General features: G+C 54.9%; 21 protein-coding genes and 1 pseudogene. 13 read left to right on the top strand and 9 right to left on the bottom strand.

The genetic code is table 11. The features are described 5' to 3' along the window. Positions 1-22 precede the first annotated feature (22 nt). Genes mtnN through O6D90_RS19135 form a run of 3 tightly spaced genes read left to right on the top strand, consistent with a single transcriptional unit; the run spans position 23 to position 2,175 of the window. Positions 23-721, top strand: a complete 699-nt coding sequence (gene mtnN / locus O6D90_RS19125) for a 5'-methylthioadenosine/S-adenosylhomocysteine nucleosidase (RefSeq protein WP_016151752.1) — start codon at positions 23-25, stop codon at positions 719-721. Continuing rightward, positions 714-1,514 (top strand): vitamin B12 ABC transporter substrate-binding protein BtuF, encoded by an 801-nt coding sequence (gene btuF / locus O6D90_RS19130; protein WP_016155723.1) that lies wholly within the window; start codon positions 714-716, stop codon positions 1,512-1,514. Before mtnN ends, btuF begins: the two co-directional genes overlap by 8 nt. Before the next feature lie 37 nt (positions 1,515-1,551). Further along, positions 1,552-2,175 (top strand): TRIC cation channel family protein, encoded by a 624-nt coding sequence (locus O6D90_RS19135; RefSeq protein ID WP_006686772.1) that lies wholly within the window; start codon positions 1,552-1,554, stop codon positions 2,173-2,175. A 119-nt stretch (positions 2,176-2,294) separates the two neighbouring features. Here O6D90_RS19135 and erpA read toward each other — a convergent pair whose 3' ends face one another. The 3 genes and pseudogenes from erpA to clcA form a co-directional block, all read right to left on the bottom strand. Next, positions 2,295-2,639, bottom strand: a complete 345-nt coding sequence (gene erpA / locus O6D90_RS19140; RefSeq protein ID WP_003018581.1) for an iron-sulfur cluster insertion protein ErpA — start codon at positions 2,637-2,639, stop codon at positions 2,295-2,297. Next, a pseudogene (yadW, locus tag O6D90_RS19145) lies at positions 2,632-2,697 on the bottom strand (small protein YadW). The gene erpA and the pseudogene yadW overlap by 8 nt, the downstream one beginning before the upstream one ends. A 23-nt stretch (positions 2,698-2,720) precedes the next feature. Further along, positions 2,721-4,142 carry a H(+)/Cl(-) exchange transporter ClcA gene (gene clcA, locus O6D90_RS19150; protein ID WP_016155722.1) on the bottom strand — a complete coding sequence of 474 codons (1,422 nt, stop codon included), beginning with the start codon at positions 4,140-4,142 and terminating at the stop codon, positions 2,721-2,723. A 168-nt stretch (positions 4,143-4,310) separates the two neighbouring features. Between clcA and hemL the strand changes: the two genes are divergently transcribed. Continuing rightward, positions 4,311-5,591 (top strand): glutamate-1-semialdehyde 2,1-aminomutase, encoded by a 1,281-nt coding sequence (gene hemL, locus O6D90_RS19155; protein WP_016155721.1) that lies wholly within the window; start codon positions 4,311-4,313, stop codon positions 5,589-5,591. A 100-nt stretch (positions 5,592-5,691) separates the two neighbouring features. On the opposite strand, the gene fhuB is transcribed toward hemL, so the two are convergent. From fhuB to hrpB, 6 genes are all read right to left on the bottom strand, one after another. Further along, positions 5,692-7,674, bottom strand: coding sequence for a Fe(3+)-hydroxamate ABC transporter permease FhuB (gene fhuB / locus O6D90_RS19160; protein ID WP_016155720.1), 1,983 nt, complete (start codon positions 7,672-7,674; stop codon positions 5,692-5,694). Then, on the bottom strand, positions 7,671-8,561 hold the full coding sequence (gene fhuD / locus O6D90_RS19165; RefSeq protein WP_016155719.1) for a Fe(3+)-hydroxamate ABC transporter substrate-binding protein FhuD: 891 nt from the start codon (positions 8,559-8,561) through the stop codon (positions 7,671-7,673). Before fhuD ends, fhuB begins: the two co-directional genes overlap by 4 nt. Beyond that, positions 8,561-9,358, bottom strand: coding sequence for a Fe3+-hydroxamate ABC transporter ATP-binding protein FhuC (gene fhuC, locus O6D90_RS19170; protein WP_003845793.1), 798 nt, complete (start codon positions 9,356-9,358; stop codon positions 8,561-8,563). The genes fhuD and fhuC overlap by 1 nt, the downstream gene beginning before the upstream one ends. Before the next feature lie 47 nt (positions 9,359-9,405). Next, entirely contained in the window at positions 9,406-11,640 is a 2,235-nt protein-coding gene (fhuA, locus tag O6D90_RS19175) for a ferrichrome porin FhuA (RefSeq protein ID WP_016155718.1), read from the bottom strand. A 232-nt stretch (positions 11,641-11,872) separates the two neighbouring features. Continuing rightward, on the bottom strand, positions 11,873-14,413 hold the full coding sequence (mrcB, locus tag O6D90_RS19180; RefSeq protein WP_016151745.1) for a bifunctional glycosyl transferase/transpeptidase: 2,541 nt from the start codon (positions 14,411-14,413) through the stop codon (positions 11,873-11,875). 135 nt (positions 14,414-14,548) lie between these two features. Continuing rightward, positions 14,549-16,978 (bottom strand): ATP-dependent helicase HrpB, encoded by a 2,430-nt coding sequence (gene hrpB / locus O6D90_RS19185; protein WP_016155717.1) that lies wholly within the window; start codon positions 16,976-16,978, stop codon positions 14,549-14,551. 73 nt (positions 16,979-17,051) lie between these two features. Here hrpB and thpR point away from each other — a divergent pair, with 73 nt between their 5' ends. The 9 genes from thpR to panD all read left to right on the top strand — a co-directional run bounded on the left by thpR (position 17,052) and on the right by panD (position 24,212). Further along, complete coding sequence (thpR, locus tag O6D90_RS19190; RefSeq protein ID WP_016155716.1) at positions 17,052-17,582, top strand: RNA 2',3'-cyclic phosphodiesterase; 531 nt, start codon at positions 17,052-17,054, stop codon at positions 17,580-17,582. Between the two features lie 15 nt (positions 17,583-17,597). After that, positions 17,598-18,302, top strand: a complete 705-nt coding sequence (sfsA, locus tag O6D90_RS19195; protein ID WP_016155715.1) for a DNA/RNA nuclease SfsA — start codon at positions 17,598-17,600, stop codon at positions 18,300-18,302. 177 nt (positions 18,303-18,479) lie between these two features. Then, the gene (dksA, locus tag O6D90_RS19200; protein WP_003018625.1) at positions 18,480-18,935 is read left to right on the top strand and encodes an RNA polymerase-binding protein DksA; all 456 of its coding nucleotides are present in this window, start codon (positions 18,480-18,482) and stop codon (positions 18,933-18,935) included. Between the two features lie 70 nt (positions 18,936-19,005). Beyond that, on the top strand, positions 19,006-19,902 hold the full coding sequence (gene gluQRS / locus O6D90_RS19205) for a tRNA glutamyl-Q(34) synthetase GluQRS (protein ID WP_016155714.1): 897 nt from the start codon (positions 19,006-19,008) through the stop codon (positions 19,900-19,902). Positions 19,903-19,973: 71 nt separating this feature from the next. Beyond that, a complete protein-coding gene (pcnB, locus tag O6D90_RS19210; protein ID WP_203457720.1) occupies positions 19,974-21,368 on the top strand; it encodes a polynucleotide adenylyltransferase PcnB in 1,395 nt (464 codons plus the stop codon). Continuing rightward, a complete protein-coding gene (gene folK, locus O6D90_RS19215; RefSeq protein ID WP_016155713.1) occupies positions 21,365-21,844 on the top strand; it encodes a 2-amino-4-hydroxy-6-hydroxymethyldihydropteridine diphosphokinase in 480 nt (159 codons plus the stop codon). Before pcnB ends, folK begins: the two co-directional genes overlap by 4 nt. A 120-nt stretch (positions 21,845-21,964) precedes the next feature. After that, on the top strand, positions 21,965-22,756 hold the full coding sequence (gene panB / locus O6D90_RS19220) for a 3-methyl-2-oxobutanoate hydroxymethyltransferase (RefSeq protein ID WP_016155712.1): 792 nt from the start codon (positions 21,965-21,967) through the stop codon (positions 22,754-22,756). 125 nt (positions 22,757-22,881) lie between these two features. Continuing rightward, a complete protein-coding gene (panC, locus tag O6D90_RS19225; protein WP_016151737.1) occupies positions 22,882-23,736 on the top strand; it encodes a pantoate--beta-alanine ligase in 855 nt (284 codons plus the stop codon). A 95-nt stretch (positions 23,737-23,831) separates the two neighbouring features. Then, entirely contained in the window at positions 23,832-24,212 is a 381-nt protein-coding gene (gene panD / locus O6D90_RS19230) for an aspartate 1-decarboxylase (RefSeq protein ID WP_016155711.1), read from the top strand. Positions 24,213-24,217: the final 5 nt, after the last annotated feature.

A 24,217-nucleotide genomic window follows, 5' to 3' on the forward strand; every position in this document is an offset into this window, starting at 1 on the left:
CTGGCTTATCGCGAGTAAATCTATGAAAATCGGCATCATTGGTGCAATGGAAGAAGAAGTTACGCTGCTGCGTGACAAAATCGAAAACCGTCAGACCCTCTCTCTCGGCGGTTGTGAAATTTACACCGGCCAACTGAACGGTACAGAGGTTGCGCTACTGAAATCAGGTATCGGTAAAGTGGCGGCGGCGCTGGGCGCTACGCTGCTGCTTGAACGCTGCAAGCCGGATGCCATCATTAACACCGGTTCCGCGGGCGGCCTGGCCTCTACGCTGAAAGTCGGCGATATTGTGGTTTCTGACGAAGCGCGCTATCACGATGCCGACGTTACCGCCTTTGGCTATGAATTTGGTCAGTTACCGGGCTGCCCGGCTGGTTTTAAAGCCGATCCTGCGCTGATTGCTGCAGCAGAATCCTGCATTGCGCAACTCAATCTGAACGCCGTTCGCGGACTTATCGTCAGCGGCGATGCCTTCATTAATGGCTCCGTGGGTCTGGCTAAAATTAAGCATAACTTCCCGCAGGCCATTGCCGTTGAGATGGAAGCGACCGCGATTGCGCACGTTTGCCATAACTTCAATGTGCCGTTTGTCGTGGTTCGCGCCATCTCTGACGTCGCCGATCAGCAGTCCCATCTCAGCTTTGACGAGTTCCTGGTTGTTGCCGCGAAACAGTCAAGCCTGATGGTTGAAACGCTGGTACAGAAACTGGCGCATGGCTAAATTACTCTCCAGGGCGCTGGTCGCCCTGCTATTCACTCTTCCGGCGTTCCTGTACGCCGCACCGCGTGTTGTGACGCTTTCTCCTGCCAATACCGAACTCGCCTTTGCCGCCGGCATTACACCCGTAGGCGTCAGTAGCTACTCAAACTACCCGCCAGCGGCCAAAAATATCGAGGAGGTTTCCACCTGGCAAGGTATGAACCTTGAACGCATTGTGGCGCTTAAACCGGATTTAGTCGTCGCCTGGCGCGGGGGAAATGCTGAGCGGCAGGTGAATCAGCTGACCGCCCTGGGAATTAAGGTCATCTGGGTGGACGCCGTTACCATCGAGCAGGTCGCCGATGCGCTCCGCCAGCTGGCAGCGTGGAGTCCAAAACCTGAGCAGGCAAAACAGGCGGCGCAAACCATGCTTGATGACTATGCTTTACTAAAATCTCGGTATGCCAACAAACCGAAAAAACGCGTGTTTCTCCAGTTTGGCGCAAATCCTCTGTTTACCAGTGGAAAAGGCTCCATTCAGCACGAAGTTCTTGAGGTATGCGGTGGAGAAAACATCTTTGCCGGCAGTCGGGTCCCCTGGCCGCAGGTTAGCCGTGAGCAGGTCCTGGCACGAGCGCCCCAGGCTATTGTTGCAACCGGAGGGCCAGGCGAAACTCTGAAAATTGAACAATACTGGGGAAACCAGCTAAAAATACCCATTATTACACTTAATAGTGACTGGTTCGAACGCGCGAGCCCGCGTATTATCCTCGCCGCAAAACAACTCTGTAATGCGCTTTCACAGATAAATTAGCGCCTGCCCCCACCAGGTCTGTTGTGAGGATTTAAAAATGCTCGTCTATTGGCTGGATATTGTCGGTACCGCGGTATTTGCTATCTCTGGCGTCTTACTGGCCGGAAAATTGCGAATGGACCCGTTTGGCGTCCTGGTCCTCGGGGTGGTTACCGCCGTTGGCGGCGGAACGATCCGCGATATGGCGCTGGATCATGGGCCGGTATTTTGGGTTAAGGATCCCACCGATCTGGTGGTGGCAATGATCACCAGCATGCTGACAATCCTGCTGGTACGTCAGCCACGACGTTTACCGAAGTGGATCCTTCCGGTGCTGGATGCCGTTGGCCTGGCGGTGTTCGTGGGGATTGGCGTCAATAAAGCATTTCTCGCAGGGACGGGTCCCCTGGTGGCGATCTGTATGGGGGTGATTACCGGCGTCGGCGGCGGGATCATTCGCGACGTGTTAGCTCGTGAAGTCCCGATGATTCTGCGCACCGAAATCTACGCCACGGCATGTATTATCGGCGGGATCGTGCATGCGACAGCGTTTTATACCTTTAATGTATCGCTGGAAAACGCCAGTATGATGGGGATGATCGTCACCCTGCTGATTAGGCTTGCCGCCATTCGCTGGCATTTGAAATTGCCGACGTTTGCACTGGATGATAACGGGCGTTGATGTGATGATGCAGAACATGTAGGCCGGATAAGGCGTTTACGTCGCCAACCGGCACATTGCCCGGTGGCGCTACGCTTACCGGGCCTACACCATCAGACCATCGGTATTACAGGCAGCAATCAGATGCTGAAAGAAGAACCACACCCGCAGGTGCTTTTCGCATTGGGGTTAGTCACAACGAAGCGGGAACCTTCCAGACCTTCGGTATAGTCAACCGCGCCGCCCACCAGATATTGCAGGCTCATCGGATCAACCACCAGACCCACACCTTGTTTCTCAATGGTCATATCACCATCGTTCACCTGATCATCAAAGGTGAAACCGTACTGGAAACCGCTGCAACCACCGCCGGTGATATACACGCGTAATTTCAGATTCGGGTTATCTTCGTCAGCGATCAGGCTTTTTACTTTATTGGCTGCTGCTTCAGTAAATTGCAGTGGCAGCGCTACGTCATCACTCATATTTTGCTCCAAACGACATTGGCAATTGGGCAAATTATAACCCAATGGTTAAGGCCATTATCTAATACCCTGGTATTTCGTTCAAGTATTCTCGCCAGCGGCGGTACTCTGGCTTTTTGCCGCCTGCTCCGCTTCCTGTTTTGCCAGCGTGCGGGCAAGGATAGTCGAGTATAGCGGCTTTCCACCCATAAATTGGGCTAATAGTGTTGCGCCAAGACAGGTAATAATCATTGGCAAAATGAGCTGATAGTTATCGGTCATCTCCAGCACCAGTACAATACCGGTTAGCGGTGCACGTACCGAAGCCGCCAGCAAAGCCCCCATTCCGGCAATGGCAAAGGTTCCGGCCTCCAGATGATACTGTGGAAAAGAGGCCGCCGCGGCCATACCGAACGCGGTGCCAAGTAACGTACCCAGCGCCAGCATCGGGGCAAAAATCCCACCGGGCGCGCCGGACGAGAAGCACAACAGCGTGGTGATCACCCGGGTAATAAATATAAACAGCAGTAAACCGACGCTAAAATTACCCGCCGCGGCGATAGGAATCAGGTTAAACCCGCCGCCTGCCGCTTCCGGTTTAATTAATCCCAGGATCCCACACAGGCCACCAATCGCGCCGCCCATCAGCACCCATTTTTTAATTTCACCGCCGTGGAAGCACTGGAACATATCCTGGGTACGCAACACCATGGTGTTGAACAACGGCCCGACACAGCCAAAAATAAGCCCCAGCACAAGATACAGCCACAGCGTATTTACCGGCGCATTAGACAGCTTTCCGACTTCAATAATCGGTGCTTCACCGTTGAACACACGAAACACAATGCTCGACATAATAACGCCGGTAAACACGGCTTTGATCGAGACGAGGTTATAGCGAAACTGCGGGCGCATCTCTTCAATAATGAACAGGATCCCCGCCAGAGGCGCATTAAACGCCGCCGACAAACCCGCAGCCGCACCGGTGGCCAGCAGGGTATGTCGCGCTTCGGCGCTACGCATGCGGAAAATATCCAGCACCATGCGCCCAATGTTCCCGCCTATCTGTACGGTCGGCCCTTCTCGCCCGAGCACCATACCGGCTCCCAGCGTGCCCATGCCGCCAATAAATTTTACCGGCAGAACGCGCCACCAGCGCACAGGTCGTAGCTCTTCCAGCGCGCCTTCAATCTCAGGGATCCCCGAGCCTCCCGCTTCCGGCGCAAATTTACGAACCAGAAAATAGCCGACCATCGCCAGCAATGCAGAGAGAATAAACGCCAGCGGCCACAGCAGAATGGCATGGTCCGCAACCTGGGCCAGGGCGCCAATGCGCTGATTTTGTACCCAGGTCACCGCTTTCTCAAATGCCACGCCAACAAGCCCCGTCACGGTACCGACAACGGCGGCCATCAACAGGATCGCCAGCGGCGTTTTGTCGCGTTCCAGGAGTCGACGGATTTGATCCCTGCGGCGTAAACGCACAATTTGTTGTGCTTCAAAAGAGGGAGAGTCAGTCTTCATCAGATGATCATTAATTGGTAATACAAATACGGAATCGGCATTCTACTCGCACATTTCACGAAAATCCCCTGCAAATCGCATTGTTTCAATTGCGTAAAACTTTCATAACCTTCTCTGAATAACTAGAATAGCGGGCATTTACTTTTTCTACGAACCAGGACCCCATCCATGAGTAAGTCTGAAAATCTCTACAGCGCAGCACGCGAACTTATCCCTGGCGGCGTTAACTCCCCCGTTCGCGCCTTTACTGGCGTGGGTGGTACTCCGCTGTTTATCGAAAAAGCGGACGGCGCGTATCTGTACGATGTCGATGGTAAAGCCTATGTCGATTACGTCGGTTCCTGGGGACCGATGGTACTGGGCCATAACCACCCGGCAATTCGCAATGCGGTGATTGAAGCCGCAGAGCGCGGTTTAAGCTTCGGCGCGCCGACCGAGATGGAAGTGAAAATGGCGGAGCTGGTCACTGAACTTGTGCCGACCATGGATATGGTGCGTATGGTGAACTCCGGTACGGAAGCGACGATGAGCGCAATCCGTCTGGCGCGCGGTTTCACCGGTCGCGATAAGATCATCAAATTTGAAGGCTGCTATCACGGTCATGCCGACTGCCTGCTGGTTAAAGCTGGTTCCGGCGCGTTAACGCTGGGTCAGCCAAACTCCCCGGGCGTTCCAGCCGATTTTGCGAAACACACCCTGACCTGCACCTACAACGATCTCTCTTCAGTTCGTGCGGCATTTGAACAGTATCCGCAGGAGATCGCCTGCATTATCGTTGAGCCGGTCGCAGGCAACATGAACTGCATCCCGCCGCTGCCAGAATTCCTGCCGGGCCTGCGTGCCCTGTGTGATGAGTTTGGCGCACTGTTGATCATCGATGAAGTCATGACCGGTTTCCGCGTGGCACTGGCCGGTGCGCAGGATTATTACGGCGTCGTTCCGGATCTGACCTGCCTTGGCAAAATCATCGGTGGCGGGATGCCCGTTGGCGCATTCGGCGGTCGCCGTGATGTGATGGACGCGCTGGCGCCGACCGGTCCGGTTTATCAGGCGGGTACGCTTTCAGGTAACCCGATTGCGATGGCAGCAGGTTTTGCTTGTCTGAACGAAGTGGCCCAGCCAGGTATTCATGAAACGCTGAACGAACTGACGACGCGTCTGGCGGAAGGTCTGCTGGAAGCCGCCGAAGAGACGAATATTCCGCTGGTGGTTAACCATGTGGGCGGGATGTTCGGGATTTTCTTCACCGATGCAGAAACCGTGACCTGCTATCAGGATGTGATGGCATGCGACGTTGAACGCTTCAAGCGTTTCTTCCACATGATGCTGGATGAAGGGATTTACCTGGCGCCGTCCGCCTTCGAAGCGGGCTTTATGTCCGTCGCGCACAGTGAAGACGATATCAATAACACCATCGACGCCGCGCGCCGGGTGTTTGCGAAATTGTAAAAGATAACGCCCAGAAATAACGTAGGCCGGGTAAGGCGAAGCCGCCACCCGGCTTTTTTATTGCCGGATGGCGACGCAGCCTAAATGGAAGAGATTAACCTCAGCGACTCTGCTTACGTAGCAGATAGATAAAGTACGGCGCGCCAATAAACGTCGACAGTAATCCTGCCGGGATCTGATACGGAAACAGCACCATCCTGCCGCACCAGTCAGCAAAGACCAGCAGCACACCTCCCGCCAGCGCCGAAATCAGCATATGCGGCATCGCCCGACGAAACCCCATCATTCGGGCAATATGCGGAGCCATCAGCCCGACAAAACTCAACGGTCCAATGGTCATGGTTGCTGTCGCCGTCAGTCCCGCAGCCAACAGCAGTAACCCCACGCGTGACGGCGTGATCGCCATACCCACCGCACGCGCCGTATCGCCGCCGAGCGGTAAAATCGTCAGCCAACGACGACACAGCGGTGTCAGCGCCAGCAGGATAACCATCACAATTCCGGTGCGCAGTACCTGTTCGCCCGTCGCGTTATAGGTTGAGCCGGAGATCCAGGTCAGCACGCCCGCCATACGCGGATCGCCGCTGGCCTGCAGCATCATCAACAACATAGTAAACGCCGTACTGAGCGCCATCCCTGCCAGCAGCATACGGTGCGGCGAAAAACCACCGCGCCCGGCGGCAATCATAATGATAAGCAAGGTGACCGCAGCCCCGAGACTCCCTGCGGGCAGCAGCCAGCCAAAGGCATTTCCGGGGACCAGAAACAGCATTAACACCACGCCAAATGCCGCGCCGGAGCTAATGCCCAGAACTTCCGGGCTCGCCATTGGGTTTCCGGTCAGACGCTGAATAATACAGCCCGCTACCGCCAGCATCACCCCGGCAATCAACGCCGCCAGAATACGTGGCCAGCGCCAGGGCATCAGTTCATCCAGCATCGCGCCGCTGGCCCATGTCCAGCCGTGCGCATCGCGGCCAAACGACAGCGCCACCACCAGAGTCAGCAGCAAAACCACCCCGCCCGCCAGCGCAAACATCAGTACATTCTGACGCTCCGCGGCGATACGGTTGCTGGCATTCATATCCGGTGCGCTCATACTTCTAAGGCGCGGCAACAACCACAGCAGCAATGGCGCGCCAATCAGCGCCGTCACCGAACCGGTGGAGACCTCCATCCATACGCGGGTCAGCCACAGAATGATTTGGTCAGAGAGCCAGAGGATCAACGCACCAATCAGCGGGGCCAGCATCAGACGCGCCAACAGACGCCGCGCGCCGAGCATTTTCGCCAGCAGCGGTGCAAAGAGGCCAATAAAGCCGATAATCCCAACCGCGTTAACCAGCAAGGCGCTGATGACAATCGCCAGCGATAAGGCCGCCAGGCGCGCCAGCGACAACGCCAGACCGAGGTTACGCGCCACGCCGTCATCCAGTCCCATCAGCGTCATTGGACGCAACAGCAGCAGAGTCAGCATCACGCCGCCCAGCAGTTGCGGCCACAGTCGCTGTACGCCGCTCCAGTCGGTTTGGGTTAGCGTGCCGCTGCTCCACAAAAACATGCTTTGCAGTTGATCGTGATGGAAGATAACCATCAACTGGTTAATCGCCCCGCAGTACAGGCTGACCACCAGTCCGGCGAGGATTAACGTCACCGGAGAAAGACGTTTGCCCCAGGCGACGCCAAACACCAGCGCTCCAACGACACAAGCACCTGCCAGCGCAGCAAATTGCGTGGTGAGCGCACCGGGAATAGCCCACAGCGTCGTGACGGTAATGCCCAACTGCGCACCGGTCGCAACGCCTAGCGTGGTTGGCTCCGCCAGTGGGTTACGCAGCACCTGCTGAAACAATACGCCGACCAGTGCCAGCCCGGCACCGACCAACAGCGAAATCGCCAGCCTCGGCAGCAGGCTGTAGTGGAAAACCATCTGTTTAATGGCATCGATATCCGGTGACCAGATAGCCTGTTGCCACTGGTTGCGCGGTAGCGCAACGGAGAAGTTAACCCATGTGAGCCAGCAGGCAGCAACAAACAGAACCGCCAGCAGGAAAATGGGGAACAGCGCGATACGTTTACTCACGCTTTGCCTCCCAGCGCATTATCCAGAATGCGGGCAAAATGCATGGCTGATAGCGTTGCGCCATAGAACCAGACGGCCGGCACGCGCTGAAAACGTCCGCTGCGAACAAAGGGCATCGCCTGCCACAACGGCGTAGACATCAGTCCAGCCATCTCTTTATCGTTGCCGTGATCAAAGCACAATACATCGACATCCTGAAAAGCAGCCAGACGGTCAATACTCACGGCAGTGCTGCCCCAAAAGTTTGTCTCTCCCTGCCAGGCGTTGGGGATCCCATATTCATCCAGCACGTCCTGAAACAGGCTGTTTGGGCCAAACACCAGCATATGCCGCGAATCAAGCAGAGAGGTGAGAAGCACAGGGCGCGCACCGCGTTGAATGAAGCGCGGCTTCAGGCTGGCAATAAAACGATCATACTCAGTCAGATGGCGTTCAGCAGAGTCCTGCAGATTGAACAATTGCGCCATTTCCTGCAGCGATTGTCGCGCAACGACCAGAGGTTTTTTACCGTCGCTGAAGTTAAATCCCCGACTAGGTGCAATACGCGCCAGCTTTTCCGGGGAAGGACCATAGCCTGCCGACCAGAGCAGAAACGAGGGTTTCATTTCGGTCAGCAGTTCGAGATTGGGTTCCGTGCGTAGCCCGACATCAATCACCGAGTCCGGTAGAGGTGGCTCACTGACCCACAGCTTGTAGTTAGGGATATCCGCAATGCCATACGGCGTAATACCCAGCGCCAGCAACAGCTCTACCGGCAGCCATTCCAGCGCCACAATACGCTGCGGATCAATCGCCGCGGCGGACGCCGTATTCATCCGCCACAGCAGCGGCGAGAGCGCCATCGCCGTAAGCAGACGCCGACGGGTAATATGATGTAATTCAATCATTAATAGACAAAACTCACGGGTGCGGCACCGGCCGGATGCGGCAAAATGCCCATCGGGATACCGTAAATCTGTTCCAGAGTTTCACTGCGCATCAGTTCAGCAGGCGTTCCTTGCGCAATCATTTCACCACCGCGCAGCGCAACTAAGTAATCGCAGTAGCGGGCCGCCATGTTGATATCATGCAGCACCGCAATCACCGTTAGCCCACGCTGCTGGCTTAAGCGATGCACCAGCGCCAGCACGTCAACCTGATGAGCGATATCCAGCGCGGAAGTCGGCTCATCAAGCAGCAGACAGCGGCTGTCCTGCGCCACCAGCATGGCAATCCACGCACGCTGGCGTTCTCCGCCGGACAGGCTATCCACCAGGCGGTGCGCCAGCGGTTTTAAGCCGACCAACGAAATAGCTTCTTCTACTTTCTCTCTGTCGGCAACGCCAAAACGTCCCAGCGCCCCGTGCCACGGATAGCGGCCAATCGCCACCAGTTCACGCACCGTCATCCCTTCGGCCTGCGGCAACTGCTGCGGCAGATAGGCGACCTTGCGGGCAAACGCTTTACTGCTCCAGTTCTCCAGCGGCTGTTCGTCGAGCAGGATTTCACCTTCCGACGGCGGCTGATGACGTCCCAGCATTTTCAATAACGTCGATTTTCCGGACCCGTTGTGGCCGATAAGGCCGGTCACTTTCCCCACTGGAAAAGTTAATGAGAGAGGATGCAACAGCGTGCGGCCAGGCACACGAAAGGAGACATTACGCAACGCGAAAGTGGTGTCGGGATGGGATCTGTTTTCCTGCATAGCAGCCAACTTGTAAAACGGGCACGCAAAGCGTGCCCAAAAAGAAATTAGAAACGGAAGGTTGCGGTTGCAACGACCTGACGTTCTGCGCCCCAGAAGCAGCCATAGGTTTGGAAGCAACTAGAAACGTATTCACGATCCAGCAGGTTGGTAACGTTGACAGCAACACTAGAGCCAGCCATACCAAAACGCGCTAAATCGTATTTCACGACAGCATCCATTACAGCAGCACTTCCCACTTTAAAGGTGTTTGCAGGATCGCCATAGCTTGAACCGATAAAACGTCCACCGGTTCCCAGGGTCAGTCCCGACAGAACGCCTTCGTTAAAGGTATAGTCGCCCCAGAGTGATGCCATATTTTCAGGAACTTGTTCTACGTTGTTCCCTTTGAGATTGGTGTCCTTAGTGTACTCCGCATCAGTGTAAGTATATGAAGCAGTCACATTGATATTGGCATTCAAGGCCGCTTTAGCTTCAAACTCAAAGCCCTGAGAACGTACTTCGCCTGACGGAACTTGCAGATTCGAGTTGGTCGGATCGGTTGTCAGCGTATTCGTCTTCGTCAGATGATATGCCGCAGCCGTAATAACCACAGGCAGATCTTTCGGCACATATTTTACACCCGCTTCATACTGTTCACCCTTGGATGGCGCAAAAGCCATGCGTGGAGTGCTGTAGAGATCGAATGCGTTTGGTTCAAATGACTGGCTATAGCTAACGTACGGAGAAATACCATTATCAAACAGGTAGTTTACACCGCCACGCCATGTGAACTGATGATCGTTACGCTCAATATAACCCGCTTGCGGAGTGGTTGAATTCTGACGAATCGTCGTCGCTTGCTGTGACCAGTCATAACGACCACCCAGCGTAAAGACCCACTTATCCCATTCCGCCTGATCCTGGATGTAGATACCGGTTTGTTTGGTTTCGTTCATCTGATAAGGCTCGGTAGAGTCGAAATCAAAATCTTCCAGAGGCTGTGGGTTATAAAGATCCAGAACAGGAGCTGTGCCAAATTTAGCATTGATATCATTACGCATACGCATGAAGTCAACACCTGTCAGCAACGTATGGTCCACCGTTCCTGTCGCGAAATTGCTCTGCAACTGGGTATCAACACTGAAGTTCTGCAAGCGTTCATCATCGACAACCGTGCCACGACCAAGATAATGGTCGCGCTGATCGGCCGGAATTGCCTGGCAAGGCGCGTTAAACGCATTTGTTGTACAGATACCCGTACCGTACACGCTCTGCTGCGACGTTTTCATTTCAGCAAAACGTAAATTCTGCCGGACAGTGAAGGTGTCATTAAAGTCGTGTTCAAAGCTGTACCCCACCATTTTCTGATTGCGGGAATAAGTGTTATTTGAAGCACCTTCATTAAAATCAGTCGGCAAACGCTTGCCGTTAGGTAGCGGTTCAACCGTACCTTCCTTCGGCAACCAACCGTAGTAACCCGTTTCGGGTTCATTCTGGAAATAAGAAAGGAATGTAAAGTTAGTCTTGTCGTCAGGACGCCATGAGAAGGACGGAGCAACGGTATAACGCTGTGATTCAGAACCTTGCTGCTGCTCATTTGTGGAACGAGCCAGACCGGTTAAACGGTAAGAGAATTCACCGTTATCATCCAATGCATCACTAAAATCAAACCCTGTCTGGAACAGATTATTTGTTCCCATTTTAAACTGAACTTCTTTTAGCGGCTCGGTGGTTGGACGTTTGCTGACCATCGAAATAATACCGCCAGGGTTACTCTTACCGTACAACACGGAAGTTGGCCCACGCATCAACTCTACACGCTCCAGCATGTAAGGATCGATAACCGCGTCGTTATAGAAGTTCCCTTGTAGCTTCAGACCATCCAGATAGTTGTTCTGGCTTAAACCGACAGAGGTAAAACCACGGATGCTGACAAAATCGTATGTATTTGAAGCACCACGGTTACTGACCACAACCCCTGGGGTATAACCCAGCGCTTCCTTGACGGAACGAGACTGATGGATCTGCATCTCTTCGTTTGTCACTACCGAAACAGACTGTGGCGTCTTTTCGATCGGCGTGTCGGTTTTGGTAGCGGTGGCGGAACGCTTCGCGGCAATTGTCGGCGAAGGCCCCCATGCGCTTTCTTGTGCGGCAGGAGCAGCAGTTACGGTGATGGTTTCTTCTTTCGGGTCAACCGCCGCCTGTGCATAGACAGACATGCCGCTAACCGCTGTGGCTACCACTACTGCGATTTTACGCAGCGATGAACTTGGCTGAGCAGTTTTAAGACGCGCCATTGGTATTTCTCTGATGAAAGTGAATGATAACGTAAACGAGAATTATTATTATAACGGCAGCATAATATTCGAAACTCTGGCGAGATAGCAAGCAATACGCGTCCCTACTAAAACTGAGGGGTTAAGAAATAACCAGATGAAAAGAAAGGGTTAATAAATTAGGCTGGAATGTTATTCGGCCCTGAGAATGGACCAAAGAAGAAAAACCCGCCGAAGCGGGTTTTGAGCAATATCAGTTACTGCCGAACATATCCTTTATCCAGCCAGCGACACCGTCGCTATCTTTCTTTTCCTGCTGCGCCGGTTGTTGCTGCTGCTGTTGAGGCTGCTGCTGCGGCGTTGACTGATCGAACGGATTCCCGGTCGGCTGTTGCATCATTTCACCCTGCTGACACAGCGAATCAGGATCGGTAGTCCATACCGGAAGCGTACGCATCCCCCCGCTACAAACAAAGTTACCGTCGTAGTCCACGCCCATATCCACCACATCTTCCGGCGGCGTCAGCACCAGCGGTGTTGGCGTCTGGTTGGCAAGATAACGCTGATAAATCGACATCGCACCGCTGGCACCGTACAGCTTGGTTGGCTGGTTGTTATCACGGCCCACCCAGGTGATGGTTACCTGGCTGCCGTCGATCCCGGCAAACCAGGTATCCACGTTGTTGTTAGTGGTCCCGGTTTTCCCTGCCAGATGAAGCCCAGGATATTTCGCGCCAAGCTGGCGGCCCGTACCACGCTGAACCACCTGTTGCATGGTCCACAGCGTCATATACGCCGCCTGCGCCGGAACGGCACGCTCGGCCTGCGGGAAGCTCTGATACAGCACCGTCCCATCTTCGGCAATCACCGAACGCAGCGCCGACAGCGGCGCGCGGTTCCCGCCGCTGGCGATAGTCTGGAACGCCTGCGCCACTTCGATCGGCGTCAGGTTCAACGCCCCCAGCAGCATGGCTGGAACCGGGTTAAGCTGATCTTTCGGCGCGCCCAGCTTCAGCCAGGTATCGGTGACGGCAGGCAGGCCCAGCGCCATCCCCAGATTTACCGTTGGCACGTTCATTGAGCGCGTTAACGCATCCACCAGCATCACTTTTCCGCTTTCGCTATAGCGACGGTCATCGTTCTGCGGCGACCACACCTGGCCGTTAGGCTGGCGCAGCGCAATCGGGGCATCGGCAATCCAAGTATTTAGACGATACAGCTTCGGCTGGCTGAGCGCGGTCAGATAGGTCGCTGGTTTAGCCAAAGAACCAATCGAACGACGTGCCTGCATCGCACGGTTATAACCAGCGAACTGCGGTTCTGCCCCACCAACCATGGCACGCACTTCGCCGCTAAAGCGGTCGACCACCACAATCGCGGTTTCCAGATCGCTCAGCTTACGTTGTTTCTTCAGCACCGGAATACCTTCCACCGCCGCTTTTTCTGCAGCATCCTGCGCCACGGAATCAAAGGTGGTGAAAATCTTCACGCCGGAGAGGTCTTTAACTTTATCGCCCAGCTTTGCCTGTAGCTCCTGGCGCACCATCTGCATAAAGGCGGGCTGCGGTGAGATCACCCCACCACGCGGCTGTACGCCTAACGGACGCGCGCTCAGCATGTCATACAGATCCTGGTCGATAATCTGCTGCTGTTGTAGTAAACGCAGCACCAGGTTACGACGCTCCAGTGCCAGCTTCGGGTTACGCCACGGGTTATAGATTGACGCTCCTTTAACCATCCCTACCAGCAGCGCCTGCTGGTCGAGGCTCAGCTCTTCCACCGGACGGCCAAAGTAGTAGAGGCTTGCCAGCGGGAAGCCGCGGATCTCATTGTCACCGCTTTGACCGAGATAGACTTCGTTCATGTACAGCTCAAGAATGCGGTCTTTGCTGTAACGCGCATCCATGATCAGCGCCATATAGGCTTCGTTGGCCTTACGCCAGTAGGAACGTTCGCTGGACAGGAACAGGTTTTTCACCAGTTGCTGGGTCAGCGTACTGGCCCCTTGTACCGTGCGCCCCGCCGTCAGGTTCGCCAGCACCGCGCGGCCAATGGAATAGAGGCTGATACCGTCATGCTCATAGAAGTGACGATCTTCGGTCGCCAGCAGCGTGTCCACCAGCAGATCCGGGAATCCACTGCGCGGGACAAACAGGCGCTGCTCACCGTTAGGCGAAGAAAGCATGGTAATCAGCCGCGGATCGAGACGGAAGAAACCGAACTGGCGGTTGTTATCCATATTCTCGATGGTATCCAGATGGTCGCCATCAAAGGTCAGACGCGCGCGCACCTGTCCTTCTTTACTGTCCGGAAAATCAAACGGACGACGGATCATCTCGATGCTTTTCGCCTGCACGGTGAATTCGCCAGGGCGCGTCATCTTCGTCACCTGACGATACTGCGTAGCCTCCAGCAGTTTCACCATCTCGTTCTTGCCGATCGGCATTTCTGGCTCAAGGTTAACCATACGGCCATATACTGCCGCAGGAAGCTGCCAGACTTTACCATCTATACGGCTGCGGATTTTTTGGTCCAGATAAACGCCGTAAATGGCGATCAGCACCAAAAAAACAATCGACAGTTTTACCAGCAGCCAGAACCAGCCGCGTTTACCACGAGGCTTACGCCCTTTGCCTTTACCCTTACGCGGCATCGGTTCTTCATCCTCATAGTCATCATCATCATAATCGTCGTCATACTCTTCATCTCTGAGTTGACGACGGCTCACCTTTTGTTTCACCGGACGCGAGGGTTTCCCTTTACGTCCAATTGGCTCGCGGTCATTCCCCGCCATGCTTTTTCTCCGCAACATTCAGGCGCAAGGGCCCGATTCTCTGTTCTTCCGTCAGTTAACAGAAGAAGAAATCTCTCAATTTACTGCCGTGTTTATACCGGATGACGGCTTCGCTTTATCCGGCCTACAGTTTCATTACGAATACTTCTTTGTTCGCCGCGTTGGCGCGGTATTCGCCGGATCGTCCGGCCAGACATGTTTGGGATAGCGCCCTTTCATCTCTTTTTGCACCTCACGGTACGATCCCTGCCAGAACGCGCTTAAATCGCTCGTTACCTGTAGTGGTCGTTGCGCCGGAGACAGCAGTTCCAGCACCAGCGGCACGCGCCCCTCGGCGATGGTTGGGGTCTTCGCTTCACCAAACATTTCCTGCATCCGAACCGCCAATACCGGAGGGTTATCCTCATGATAGCGAATGGCAATCCGGCTTCCCGTCGGCACAGTGTAATGCGCTGGCAGTTCACTATCCAGACGTTGCAGCATTGACCAATCCAGCAAACCGCGCAACGCCTGACCCACATTTAGCGCTTTTAACGCGCGTAGCGAATGCACACCGCTCATGTGCGGCAGCAGCCAGCTCTCCAGCGTCGCCAGCAGAGAATCCTCATCTACCGCAGGCCAGTTATACTCTGACAACCAGTTTGCCGCACATTGCAGACGCAGGCGAAACTGCTCGGCTTCCGGCGTCCAGTTGAGCACACTTAGCCCTTTATCGCGAATGCCGTTCAACATCGCCAGGTGCAACTCCTCTTCCGAGGGTTTGGCCAGCGCCTGTACTTTTACCGTTAGCTGGCCAATGCGCGACCGACGCAATGCTTTTAACGTTCCCTGAGTTTCATCCCATTCGATGGTGTCAGATTGTTGTAGCAGTTCAGGGCATGCCTGTATCAGCGCTTCGATATCCAGCGGCAGAGCCAGCAGAATACGCGCATCCGGCGAAGCGCTGCCCTGCAGTAGCAGCGGCGCAATTAGCCATTCATGGCGTCCGGAGGCGTCATCGGCATCCAGCATTGCCCCCATGCCATTCGCCAGTTGATAGCGCCCTTCCTGCCCGCGCCGACGCGCGATCCGATCGGCAAACGCCTGCGCCAGTAATGAGGGGAGCAGCGCGCTGTCCGGCTGTCCGCTGCGAACGTTAAGCCGTTTCAGTAATTGCTGGCTGCGCTGCTGCCAGGCGGGCTGATTTCGTGAAAACGCTACAGCCAGATCGGTACTGCCACCGCGCGGCGGCTCTTCCAGAATCGCAGCCAGTTTTGCCGCCGTTGCCGCTTCATTGTCATTGTTGGCGCTAACCAGCATAGCCGCTAAACGGGGGTCGTTACCCAACGTCGCCATTTTCTGCCCCCTGGCGCTGAGCCTGTCACCCTCAAGCGCCCCCAGCATCTGCAGCAGCCGCTTTGCCGCCTGCAAGTTGATGGCGGGCGGTGTATCCAGCCAGTTCAGTTGCTCAGGGTCGGTGCATCCCCATTGCAGTAACTCCATCAGCAGTCCGGACAGGTCGCTCTGTAAAATCTCCGGTTCTCCCTGTGCCGCCGCTCTTTCCGCCTGCTCTTTGGCAAGCAAATGGAGGCAGATACCGGGTTCCAGACGGCCCGCGCGTCCCGCTCGCTGGGTCATCGAGGCCTGGCTTATGCGTTGGGTAATCAGTCGCGTTAAACCGGTACGCGCATCATAGCGCGCCACGCGCTCCTGGGCGCAGTCCACCACCAGCCGGATGCCTTCGATCGTTAAGCTGGTTTCGGCAATATTGGTCGCCAGCACCACTTTGCGCTTGCCTTGCGGCGCGGGCAAAATCGCCTGACGCTGCTCGGCAAGCGTCAGCGCGCCGTACAGTGGGCACAACAACACATCGCTGCCCACACGCGTTGCCAGTTGCTCCTGCACGCGCTGGATTTCCCCTACACCCGGTAAAAACAGCAGCAGCGACCCGCTTTCATGGCGCAGGAGTTCTGCCGTCGCTATCGCTACCGCTTCAGCAAAACGCAGATGCGCCGCCAACGGCTGATATCGTCGATCAACGGGAAAAGCGCGGCCTTCAGAAACGATCGTCGGCGCATCAGGCAACATCTGCTGCAAACGCCCGTTGTCCAAAGTGGCAGACATGATCAATATTTTCAGATCGTCACGCAGCCCTTGCTGCACATCCAGCAACAGCGCCAGCGCCAGGTCGGCCTGCAAACTCCGCTCGTGAAATTCGTCGAGGATGACCAGCCCAACGCCCGTCAATTCGGGGTCGCGCTGGATCATGCGTGTCAGAACCCCCTCCGTCACCACCTCAAGGCGGGTCTGCGGCCCTACGCAGCTTTGCGCACGCATGCGATACCCCACGGTCTCGCCAGGCTTTTCATTCAGCAATTCCGCCAACCGCTGCGCCACATTGCGTGCTGCCAGACGCCGCGGCTCCAGCAAAATAATCCGTCCCTTGATACCGCGATGTTCAAGGAGTCGCAACGGCAGCCAGGTTGATTTCCCGGCACCGGTCGGCGCCGTCAGCAAAACCTGCGACGAGGCATCAAGGGCGGTAAGTAGTTCAGGCACTACGGCGGCAACGGGCAACGACGTCACAAATGACTCCAGAGGGTTAACATTCTTCGCGCTGCATTGTAGCATCGCGTTAATTCATAACCGAGTATCCATCATGTCTGAGCCAAAAAGGCTGTTCTTTGCGATTGAATTGCCTGGCGAGGTTCGGGAGCAGTTAATCCACTGGCGGGCCGCGCAGTTCCCCCCTGAAGCGGGTCGTCCCGTCGCCGCCGATAATCTGCATCTGACGCTCGCCTTTTTGGGCGACGTCAGCGCTGAGAAGCAGCATGCGTTAACGCAGCTTGCGGGGCGTATTCGCCAGCCTGGTTTTACGCTCAAACTCGACGATGCCGGGCAATGGCTGCGCTCGCGAGTCGTGTGGTTGGGAATGCGTCAGCCGCCGCGCGGGCTGCTGCAGTTGGCGAACATGTTGCGGGCACAAGCCGCACGCAGTGGGTGCCACCAGAGCCCGCAGCCGTTTCACCCGCATATCACGTTGCTGCGTGACGCCGGTCACGCGGTATCTATCCCTCCGCCAGGGTTTGGCTGGTCGTTTCCGGTAACGGAGTTTGGGCTTTATTCCTCCTCATTCATGCGAGGACGCACGCGTTACACGCAGTTGCAACGCTGGACGCTGACTGAATAATCAAAGGAACTGTTCATGCAATTTTCTCCACCTTTACAACCAGCAACGCTCATTCAGCGCTATAAGCGTTTTTTAGCGGATGTGATCACACCGGATGGCACAACGTTAACGCTACACTGCCCCAATACGGGAGCCATGACCGGCTGCGCAACGCCGGGAGATACTGTCTGGTATTCGACATCAGAAAATACTAAACGAAAATATCCACATACCTGGGAATTAACGCAAACCCAATCCGGTGCACTTATTTGTGTTAACACGCTGTGGGCCAATAGATTAACGAAAGAGGCTATTCAGCGTTCGTTAATTTCGGAAGTTTCAGACTACAGCACCTTGAAAAGTGAAGTAAAATACGGCACCGAAGGGAGCCGCATCGACTTTTTGTTACAGGCGGATTCCCGACCTGACTGCTATATTGAAGTGAAATCAGTCACGTTGGCGGAAAAAGATCAGGGTTATTTTCCCGATGCCATCACTGAACGAGGTCAGAAACATCTTCGGGAATTGATGAGCGTAGCGGCCGAAGGCAAGCGCGCGGTGATATTTTTCGCGGTGTTGCATTCAGCCATTACACGGTTTTCACCCGCGCGCCATATCGATGCAAAATATGCGCAATTATTAGTTGAAGCACAGCTTAAGGGGGTAGAAATTCTGGTTTATAAAGCGGAACTTTCTGCCCATGGTATGACTCTTAAAGAGCCGTTGCCCATTACCTTGTAATGGTGTAAATATTCGGTTAATTAGTATTCTGGGCGCGTGGGCAAATACGCTTTTCCTCACAGGGTTGTCAAGTGTTACGTTTAGATAATTGCTATCCGGAAAAGCATCTGCTATTTATAGCGACCTGATTTTTCCCCCGAACATGGGGATCGATAGTGCGTGTTAAGGAGAAGCAACATGCAAGAAGGGCAAAACCGTAAAACATCGTCCCTGAGTATTCTCGCCATCGCTGGGGTGGAGCCGTACCAGGAGAAACCGGGCGAAGAGTATATGAACGAAGCCCAGCTGTCGCACTTCAGGCGTATTCTTGAGGCATGGCGTAATCAACTTAGGGATGAAGTTGATCGCACCGTATCTCATATGCAAGACGAAGCGGCTAACTTCCCTGATCCGGTGGACCGCGCCGCACAGGAAGAAGAATTCAGCCTTGAGCTGCGTAACCGTGATCGTGAGCGCAAACTGATCAAAAAGATCGAGAAGACGCTGAAGAAAGTAGAAGACGAAGATTTCGGCTACTGCGAATCATGCGGCGTAGAAATTGGTATTCGCCGTCTGGAAGCGCGTCCGACAGCCGATCTGTGCATCGACTGTAAAACGCTGGCAGAAATCCGCGAAAAACAAATGGCAGGTTAATTCCGGTCATTTTTACCACGTTTACTACAGGCGGGAGCTTCTCCCGCCTTATTATTTGTTAGCCCGCAAAATGAGCGATTCACATTATATTGGCCGCTTCGCCCCTTCCCCCTCTGGCGAACTCCATTTTGGTTCACTGATTGCCGCCCTCGGGAGTTACCTGCAGGCCCGTGCTCGTCGCGGAATCTGGCGGGTACGCATTGAAGATATTGACCCCCCTCGTGAAGTTCCCGGTGCTGCAGACACGATTCTGCGTCAGCTGGAACATTACGGGCTGCACTGGGATGGCGATATTTTATGGCAATCCCAGCGTCATGACGCCTACCGCGAGGCGCTGGCCTGGCTGCATCAGCAGGATCTGAGTTATTACTGCACCTGTACGCGCGCGCGTATTCAAAGCGTCGGCGGTATTTACGACGGTCATTGCCGTGAACTACGCCACGGGCCTGAACAGGCGGCGGTCCGCATTAAGCAACGCCATCCGGTGATGCAGTTTACGGACCAACTGCGCGGTGTGATTCAGGCTGATCCGCGGCTTGCAAAGGAAGATTTTATTATTCACCGTCGCGACGGGCTGTTTGCCTATAACCTCGCGGTGGTGGTAGACGACCACTTCCAGGGCGTGACGGAAATTGTGCGCGGTGCCGATCTTATCGAACCGACGGTACGGCAAATTTCGTTGTATCAACAGTTCGGCTGGCAAGCGCCGGACTATATTCATCTGCCGCTGGCGCTCAACGAACAAGGCGCTAAACTTTCAAAACAAAATCATGCACCTGCACTGCCGCAAGGCGATCCACGCCCGGTGATTGTTGCTGCGCTGCGCTTTCTCGGCCAGCACTCCGATATCCCGTGGCAGGAGATGCGCGTGGATCAGATTCTCACGTTTGCCATTGAAAACTGGAGTCTGACAGCGGTGCCAGAATCGGCGATCGTAAATCCGCCATTCTCAAATGCATCATGCTGAGCTATGATTAGCCGCTATTTTTACACAGCAACACTTGTTCTGATTGAAGTTTGACACTACCGAGGTGCACTATTTTTACCCGAGTCGCTAATTTTTGCCGCAAGGTGCTAAGCCGCGAGGAGCGCGAGGCCGAGCTCGCCGTCGCCCGTCCACATATGACGGTAATCCCGCGTGAGCAGCACTCTATCTCCCGCAAAGATATCAGTGAAAATGCCCTGAAGGTAATGTACAGGCTCAATAAGGCCGGATACGAGGCATGGCTGGTTGGCGGAGGCGTACGCGATCTTTTGCTGGGCAAAAAGCCGAAAGATTTTGATGTCACGACTAACGCCACGCCAGATCAGGTGCGAAAACTGTTTCGTAACTGTCGTCTGGTTGGTCGCCGTTTCCGTCTGGCCCATGTCATGTTTGGCCCGGAAATTATCGAAGTGGCAACTTTCCGTGGTCATCATGAAGGCAGCGAGTCCGATCGCACAACCTCACAGCGCGGACAAAACGGTATGCTGCTGCGCGACAACATCTTCGGCTCCATCGAAGAAGATGCCCAGCGTCGCGACTTCACGATTAACAGCCTGTATTACAGCGTGGCCGATTTCACCGTGCGTGATTACGTTGGTGGCATGCAGGATCTCGAAGAGGGCATCGTTCGCCTGATCGGTAATCCGGAAACGCGCTACCGCGAAGACCCTGTACGTATGCTGCGGGCCGTGCGCTTTGCCGCCAAGCTCGACATGCGTATCAGCCCGGAAACCGCTGAGCCAATCCCGCGTCTGGCAACACTGCTTAACGATATTCCCCCCGCACGCCTGTTTGAAGAAGCACTCAAACTGTTACAGGCGGGCTATGGGTATGAAACCTATAAAAAACTGCGTGAGTACAGCCTGTTCCAGCCGCTGTTCCCCACCATTACGCGCTATTTCACCGAAGACGGTGACAGCCCAATGGAACGCATCATCGCTCAGGTGCTGAAGAATACCGATAACCGCATCCACAATGATATGCGCGTTAACCCGGCGTTCTTGTTCGCCGCCATGTTCTGGTATCCGTTACTGGAAGCTGCGCAGAAAATTGCCCAGGAAAGCGGTCTGGCTTATTACGATGCCTTCGCACTGGCGATGAACGACGTACTGGATGAAGCCTGCCGCTCGCTGGCGATCCCGAAACGTCTGACCTCGCTGACCCGTGATATCTGGCAGTTGCAGCTACGCATGTCTCGTCGCCAGGGCAAACGCGCCTGGAAGCTGATGGAGCATCCGAAGTTCCGCGCCGCTTACGATCTGCTGGCCCTGCGTGCCGAAGTGGAAAACAACGCTGAACTGCAGCGTCTGGCGCAGTGGTGGGGAGAATTCCAGGTTTCAGCGCCGCCGGAACAAAAAGGCATGCTCAACGAACTCGACGAAGAACCAGAACGCCGTCGTCATCGTCGCCCGCGTAAACGCGCCCCGCGCCGTGAAGGTTCCGCGTGACCATCGCCTATATCGCTCTCGGCAGTAATCTAGCCTCTCCTCTGGAGCAGGTTAATGCTGCCGTAAAAGCGATTGGCGACATTCCCGACAGCCGTATCGTCGCTGTTTCCTCCTTTTACCGCACACCGCCATTAGGCCCGCAGGATCAGCCAGATTACCTGAACGCTGCCGTGGCGCTGGAAACCACTCTCGCTCCCGAAGAATTGCTTAATCATACCCAACGCATTGAGCTGCAACAGGGACGCGTACGTAAAGCCGAACGCTGGGGGCCGCGCACTCTGGACCTCGATATTATGCTGTTTGGCGATGAAGTGATTAACACCGAACGTCTGACCGTGCCACACTACGACATGAAAAACCGTGGTTTTATGCTGTGGCCGCTCGCTGAAATCGCACCTGAGCTTATCTTCCCGGAGGGTATCAGCCTGCATCAGCTCCTCACCCATCTTGGTGCCGCAAAACCTGCACACTGGTAAAGTATCCCCTCCCCTTCAGCGTTTACTACTTTAGTGCCAAACGGTTGCTTAAAACAATTGCCCCCCTGAATGTGACTGTTAGAATGCCGATAAATATGACTTTCATCATCAGGAAATGTTATGAAACCCACCACCATTTCACTGCTGCAGAAATGCAAGCAAGAGAAAAAACGCTTCGCGACCATTACCGCCTACGACTACAGCTTCGCTAAGTTATTTGCCGACGAAGGCATTAATGTGATGCTGGTTGGCGACTCGCTGGGCATGACGATCCAGGGGCATGACTCCACCCTACCGGTCACCGTTGAAGATATTGCTTACCACACTCGTGCCGTACGTCGTGGCGCTCCCAACTGTCTGCTGCTCTCCGACCTGCCATTTATGGCTTACGCCACGCCGGAACAAGCATTTGAAAACGCCGCGGTGGTGATGCGGGCGGGCGCTAATATGGTCAAAATTGAAGGCGGCGCCTGGCTGGTAGATACGGTAAAAATGCTCACCGAACGCGCCGTACCGGTTTGCGGTCATCTGGGATTAACACCGCAGTCGGTGAATATTTTCGGCGGCTATAAAATTCAGGGCCGCGGCGACGCCGGGCAGGTATTGCTGGATGACGCGCTGGCCTTAGAAGCCGCTGGCGCTCAGTTGCTGGTGCTGGAGTGCGTGCCGGTTGAGGTGGCGAAGCGCGTCACCGAAGCGCTGTCGATTCCGGTTATCGGTATCGGCGCTGGTAACGTCACCGATGGACAAATCCTCGTCATGCACGATGCCTTTGGTATTACCGGTGGCCACATCCCGAAATTTGCGAAGAATTTCCTCAATGAAGCAGGCGACATGCGCGCCGCAGTGCGGCAGTATATGGCTGAAGTGGAGTCCGGCGTTTATCCGGGCGAAGAACACAGTTTCCACTAATTTTTCAGGCCATATATCGGCCTGAAAAGCGTAGCGCCATCAGGCGGTTCGCTGCATGTTGCCGGATGGCGGCGTAAACGCCTTATCCGGCCTACGGTTCCTCAGGCAACTCAAGGAGTCTTGTCGTGTTAATCATTGAAACCCTGCCGCTGCTGCGCCAGCATATTCGTCGTCTGCGTCAGGAAGGCAAACGCGTCGCTCTGGTTCCCACCATGGGCAACCTGCACGACGGCCATATGAAGCTGGTCGATGAGGCAAAAGCGCGGGCTGATGTGGTGATCGTCAGCATTTTCGTCAATCCGATGCAGTTTGACCGACCGGACGATCTGGTGCGCTATCCACGCACGCTGCAGGAAGATTGTGAAAAGCTGAACAAGCGTAAAGTCGATTATGTTTTTGCGCCAGCCGTTGAGGAAATCTACCCGCAGGGTCTGGAAGGCCAGACTTTCGTTGAAGTTCCCGGTCTCTCCACCATGCTGGAAGGCGCCAGCCGTCCAGGCCACTTCCGTGGCGTTTCCACTATCGTCAGCAAGCTGTTTAACCTGATCCAGCCAGATATCGCCTGCTTTGGCGAGAAAGATTTCCAGCAGCTCGCACTGATCCGCAAAATGGTGGCGGATCTGGGTTATGACATTGAGATCGTTGGCGTGCCGATTATTCGCGCCAAAGACGGTCTGGCGCTTAGCTCACGTAACGGTTATCTGACCGCAGAGCAGCGAAAAATTGCGCCGGGTCTGCACAAAGTGATGAACGGCATCGCTGAAAAGCTGCTTGCCGGCCATCGTGACCAGGAAGAGATTATTGCCATTGCCGAGCAGGAACTGAATGAAAAAGGCTTCCGTGCCGACGATATTCAGATTCGTGATGCCGACACGCTGCTGGAGCTGACGGAAACCAGTAAACGCGCGGTGATTCTGGCCGCCGCCTGGCTGGGTCAGGCACGTCTGATCGATAATCAAAGCGTTACATTAGCCCAGTAGACAGGGGTTAAAAATCAGGCAATACTGCCTGAGAATTTCTCAAAGCAGGCCAGTAGTGCCTGCTTAGCCAAGGTAAACGACAGGGTATAGAAGTTATGATTCGCACCATGCTGCAAGGCAAGCTCCACCGCGTAAAAGTCACGCAGGCGGACCTGCACTACGAAGGCTCCTGCGCCATCGACCAGGATTTCCTCGATGCCTCTGGTATTCTGGAAAACGAAGCTATTGATATCTGGAACGTGAGCAACGGTAAACGTTTCTCAACCTATGCGATTGCGGCTGAACGCGGCTCCAGAATCATCTCGGTGAACGGCGCAGCGGCACACTGTGCTGAAGTCGGCGACATTGTGATTATCGCCAGCTTCGTCACCATGTCTGATGAAGAAGCCCGCACCTGGCGTCCGAAAGTGGCCTACTTTGAAGGCGACAACGAAATGAAGCGCACCGCGAAAGCCATTCCGGTACAGGTTGCCTGACAGCC

Source organism: Citrobacter sp. 21OH12SH02A-Citro (genome assembly GCF_027919895.1).
In the GTDB taxonomy this organism is placed as follows: domain Bacteria; phylum Pseudomonadota; class Gammaproteobacteria; order Enterobacterales; family Enterobacteriaceae; genus Citrobacter; species Citrobacter braakii.

Coding starts and splice junctions, on each gene's coding strand:
- gluQRS (WP_016155714.1), top strand. CDS start 19,006: ATGAGCGATTCACATTATATTGGCCGCTTCGCCCCTTCCCCCTCTGGC.
- thpR (WP_016155716.1), top strand. CDS start 17,052: ATGTCTGAGCCAAAAAGGCTGTTCTTTGCGATTGAATTGCCTGGCGAG.
- sfsA (WP_016155715.1), top strand. CDS start 17,598: ATGCAATTTTCTCCACCTTTACAACCAGCAACGCTCATTCAGCGCTAT.
- clcA (WP_016155722.1), bottom strand. CDS start 4,142: ATGAAGACTGACTCTCCCTCTTTTGAAGCACAACAAATTGTGCGTTTA.
- mtnN (WP_016151752.1), top strand. CDS start 23: ATGAAAATCGGCATCATTGGTGCAATGGAAGAAGAAGTTACGCTGCTG.
- fhuD (WP_016155719.1), bottom strand. CDS start 8,561: ATGATTGAATTACATCATATTACCCGTCGGCGTCTGCTTACGGCGATG.
- btuF (WP_016155723.1), top strand. CDS start 714: ATGGCTAAATTACTCTCCAGGGCGCTGGTCGCCCTGCTATTCACTCTT.
- mrcB (WP_016151745.1), bottom strand. CDS start 14,413: ATGGCGGGGAATGACCGCGAGCCAATTGGACGTAAAGGGAAACCCTCG.
- hemL (WP_016155721.1), top strand. CDS start 4,311: ATGAGTAAGTCTGAAAATCTCTACAGCGCAGCACGCGAACTTATCCCT.
- fhuC (WP_003845793.1), bottom strand. CDS start 9,358: ATGCAGGAAAACAGATCCCATCCCGACACCACTTTCGCGTTGCGTAAT.
- O6D90_RS19135 (WP_006686772.1), top strand. CDS start 1,552: ATGCTCGTCTATTGGCTGGATATTGTCGGTACCGCGGTATTTGCTATC.
- panB (WP_016155712.1), top strand. CDS start 21,965: ATGAAACCCACCACCATTTCACTGCTGCAGAAATGCAAGCAAGAGAAA.
- dksA (WP_003018625.1), top strand. CDS start 18,480: ATGCAAGAAGGGCAAAACCGTAAAACATCGTCCCTGAGTATTCTCGCC.
- panD (WP_016155711.1), top strand. CDS start 23,832: ATGATTCGCACCATGCTGCAAGGCAAGCTCCACCGCGTAAAAGTCACG.
- fhuA (WP_016155718.1), bottom strand. CDS start 11,640: ATGGCGCGTCTTAAAACTGCTCAGCCAAGTTCATCGCTGCGTAAAATC.
- erpA (WP_003018581.1), bottom strand. CDS start 2,639: ATGAGTGATGACGTAGCGCTGCCACTGCAATTTACTGAAGCAGCAGCC.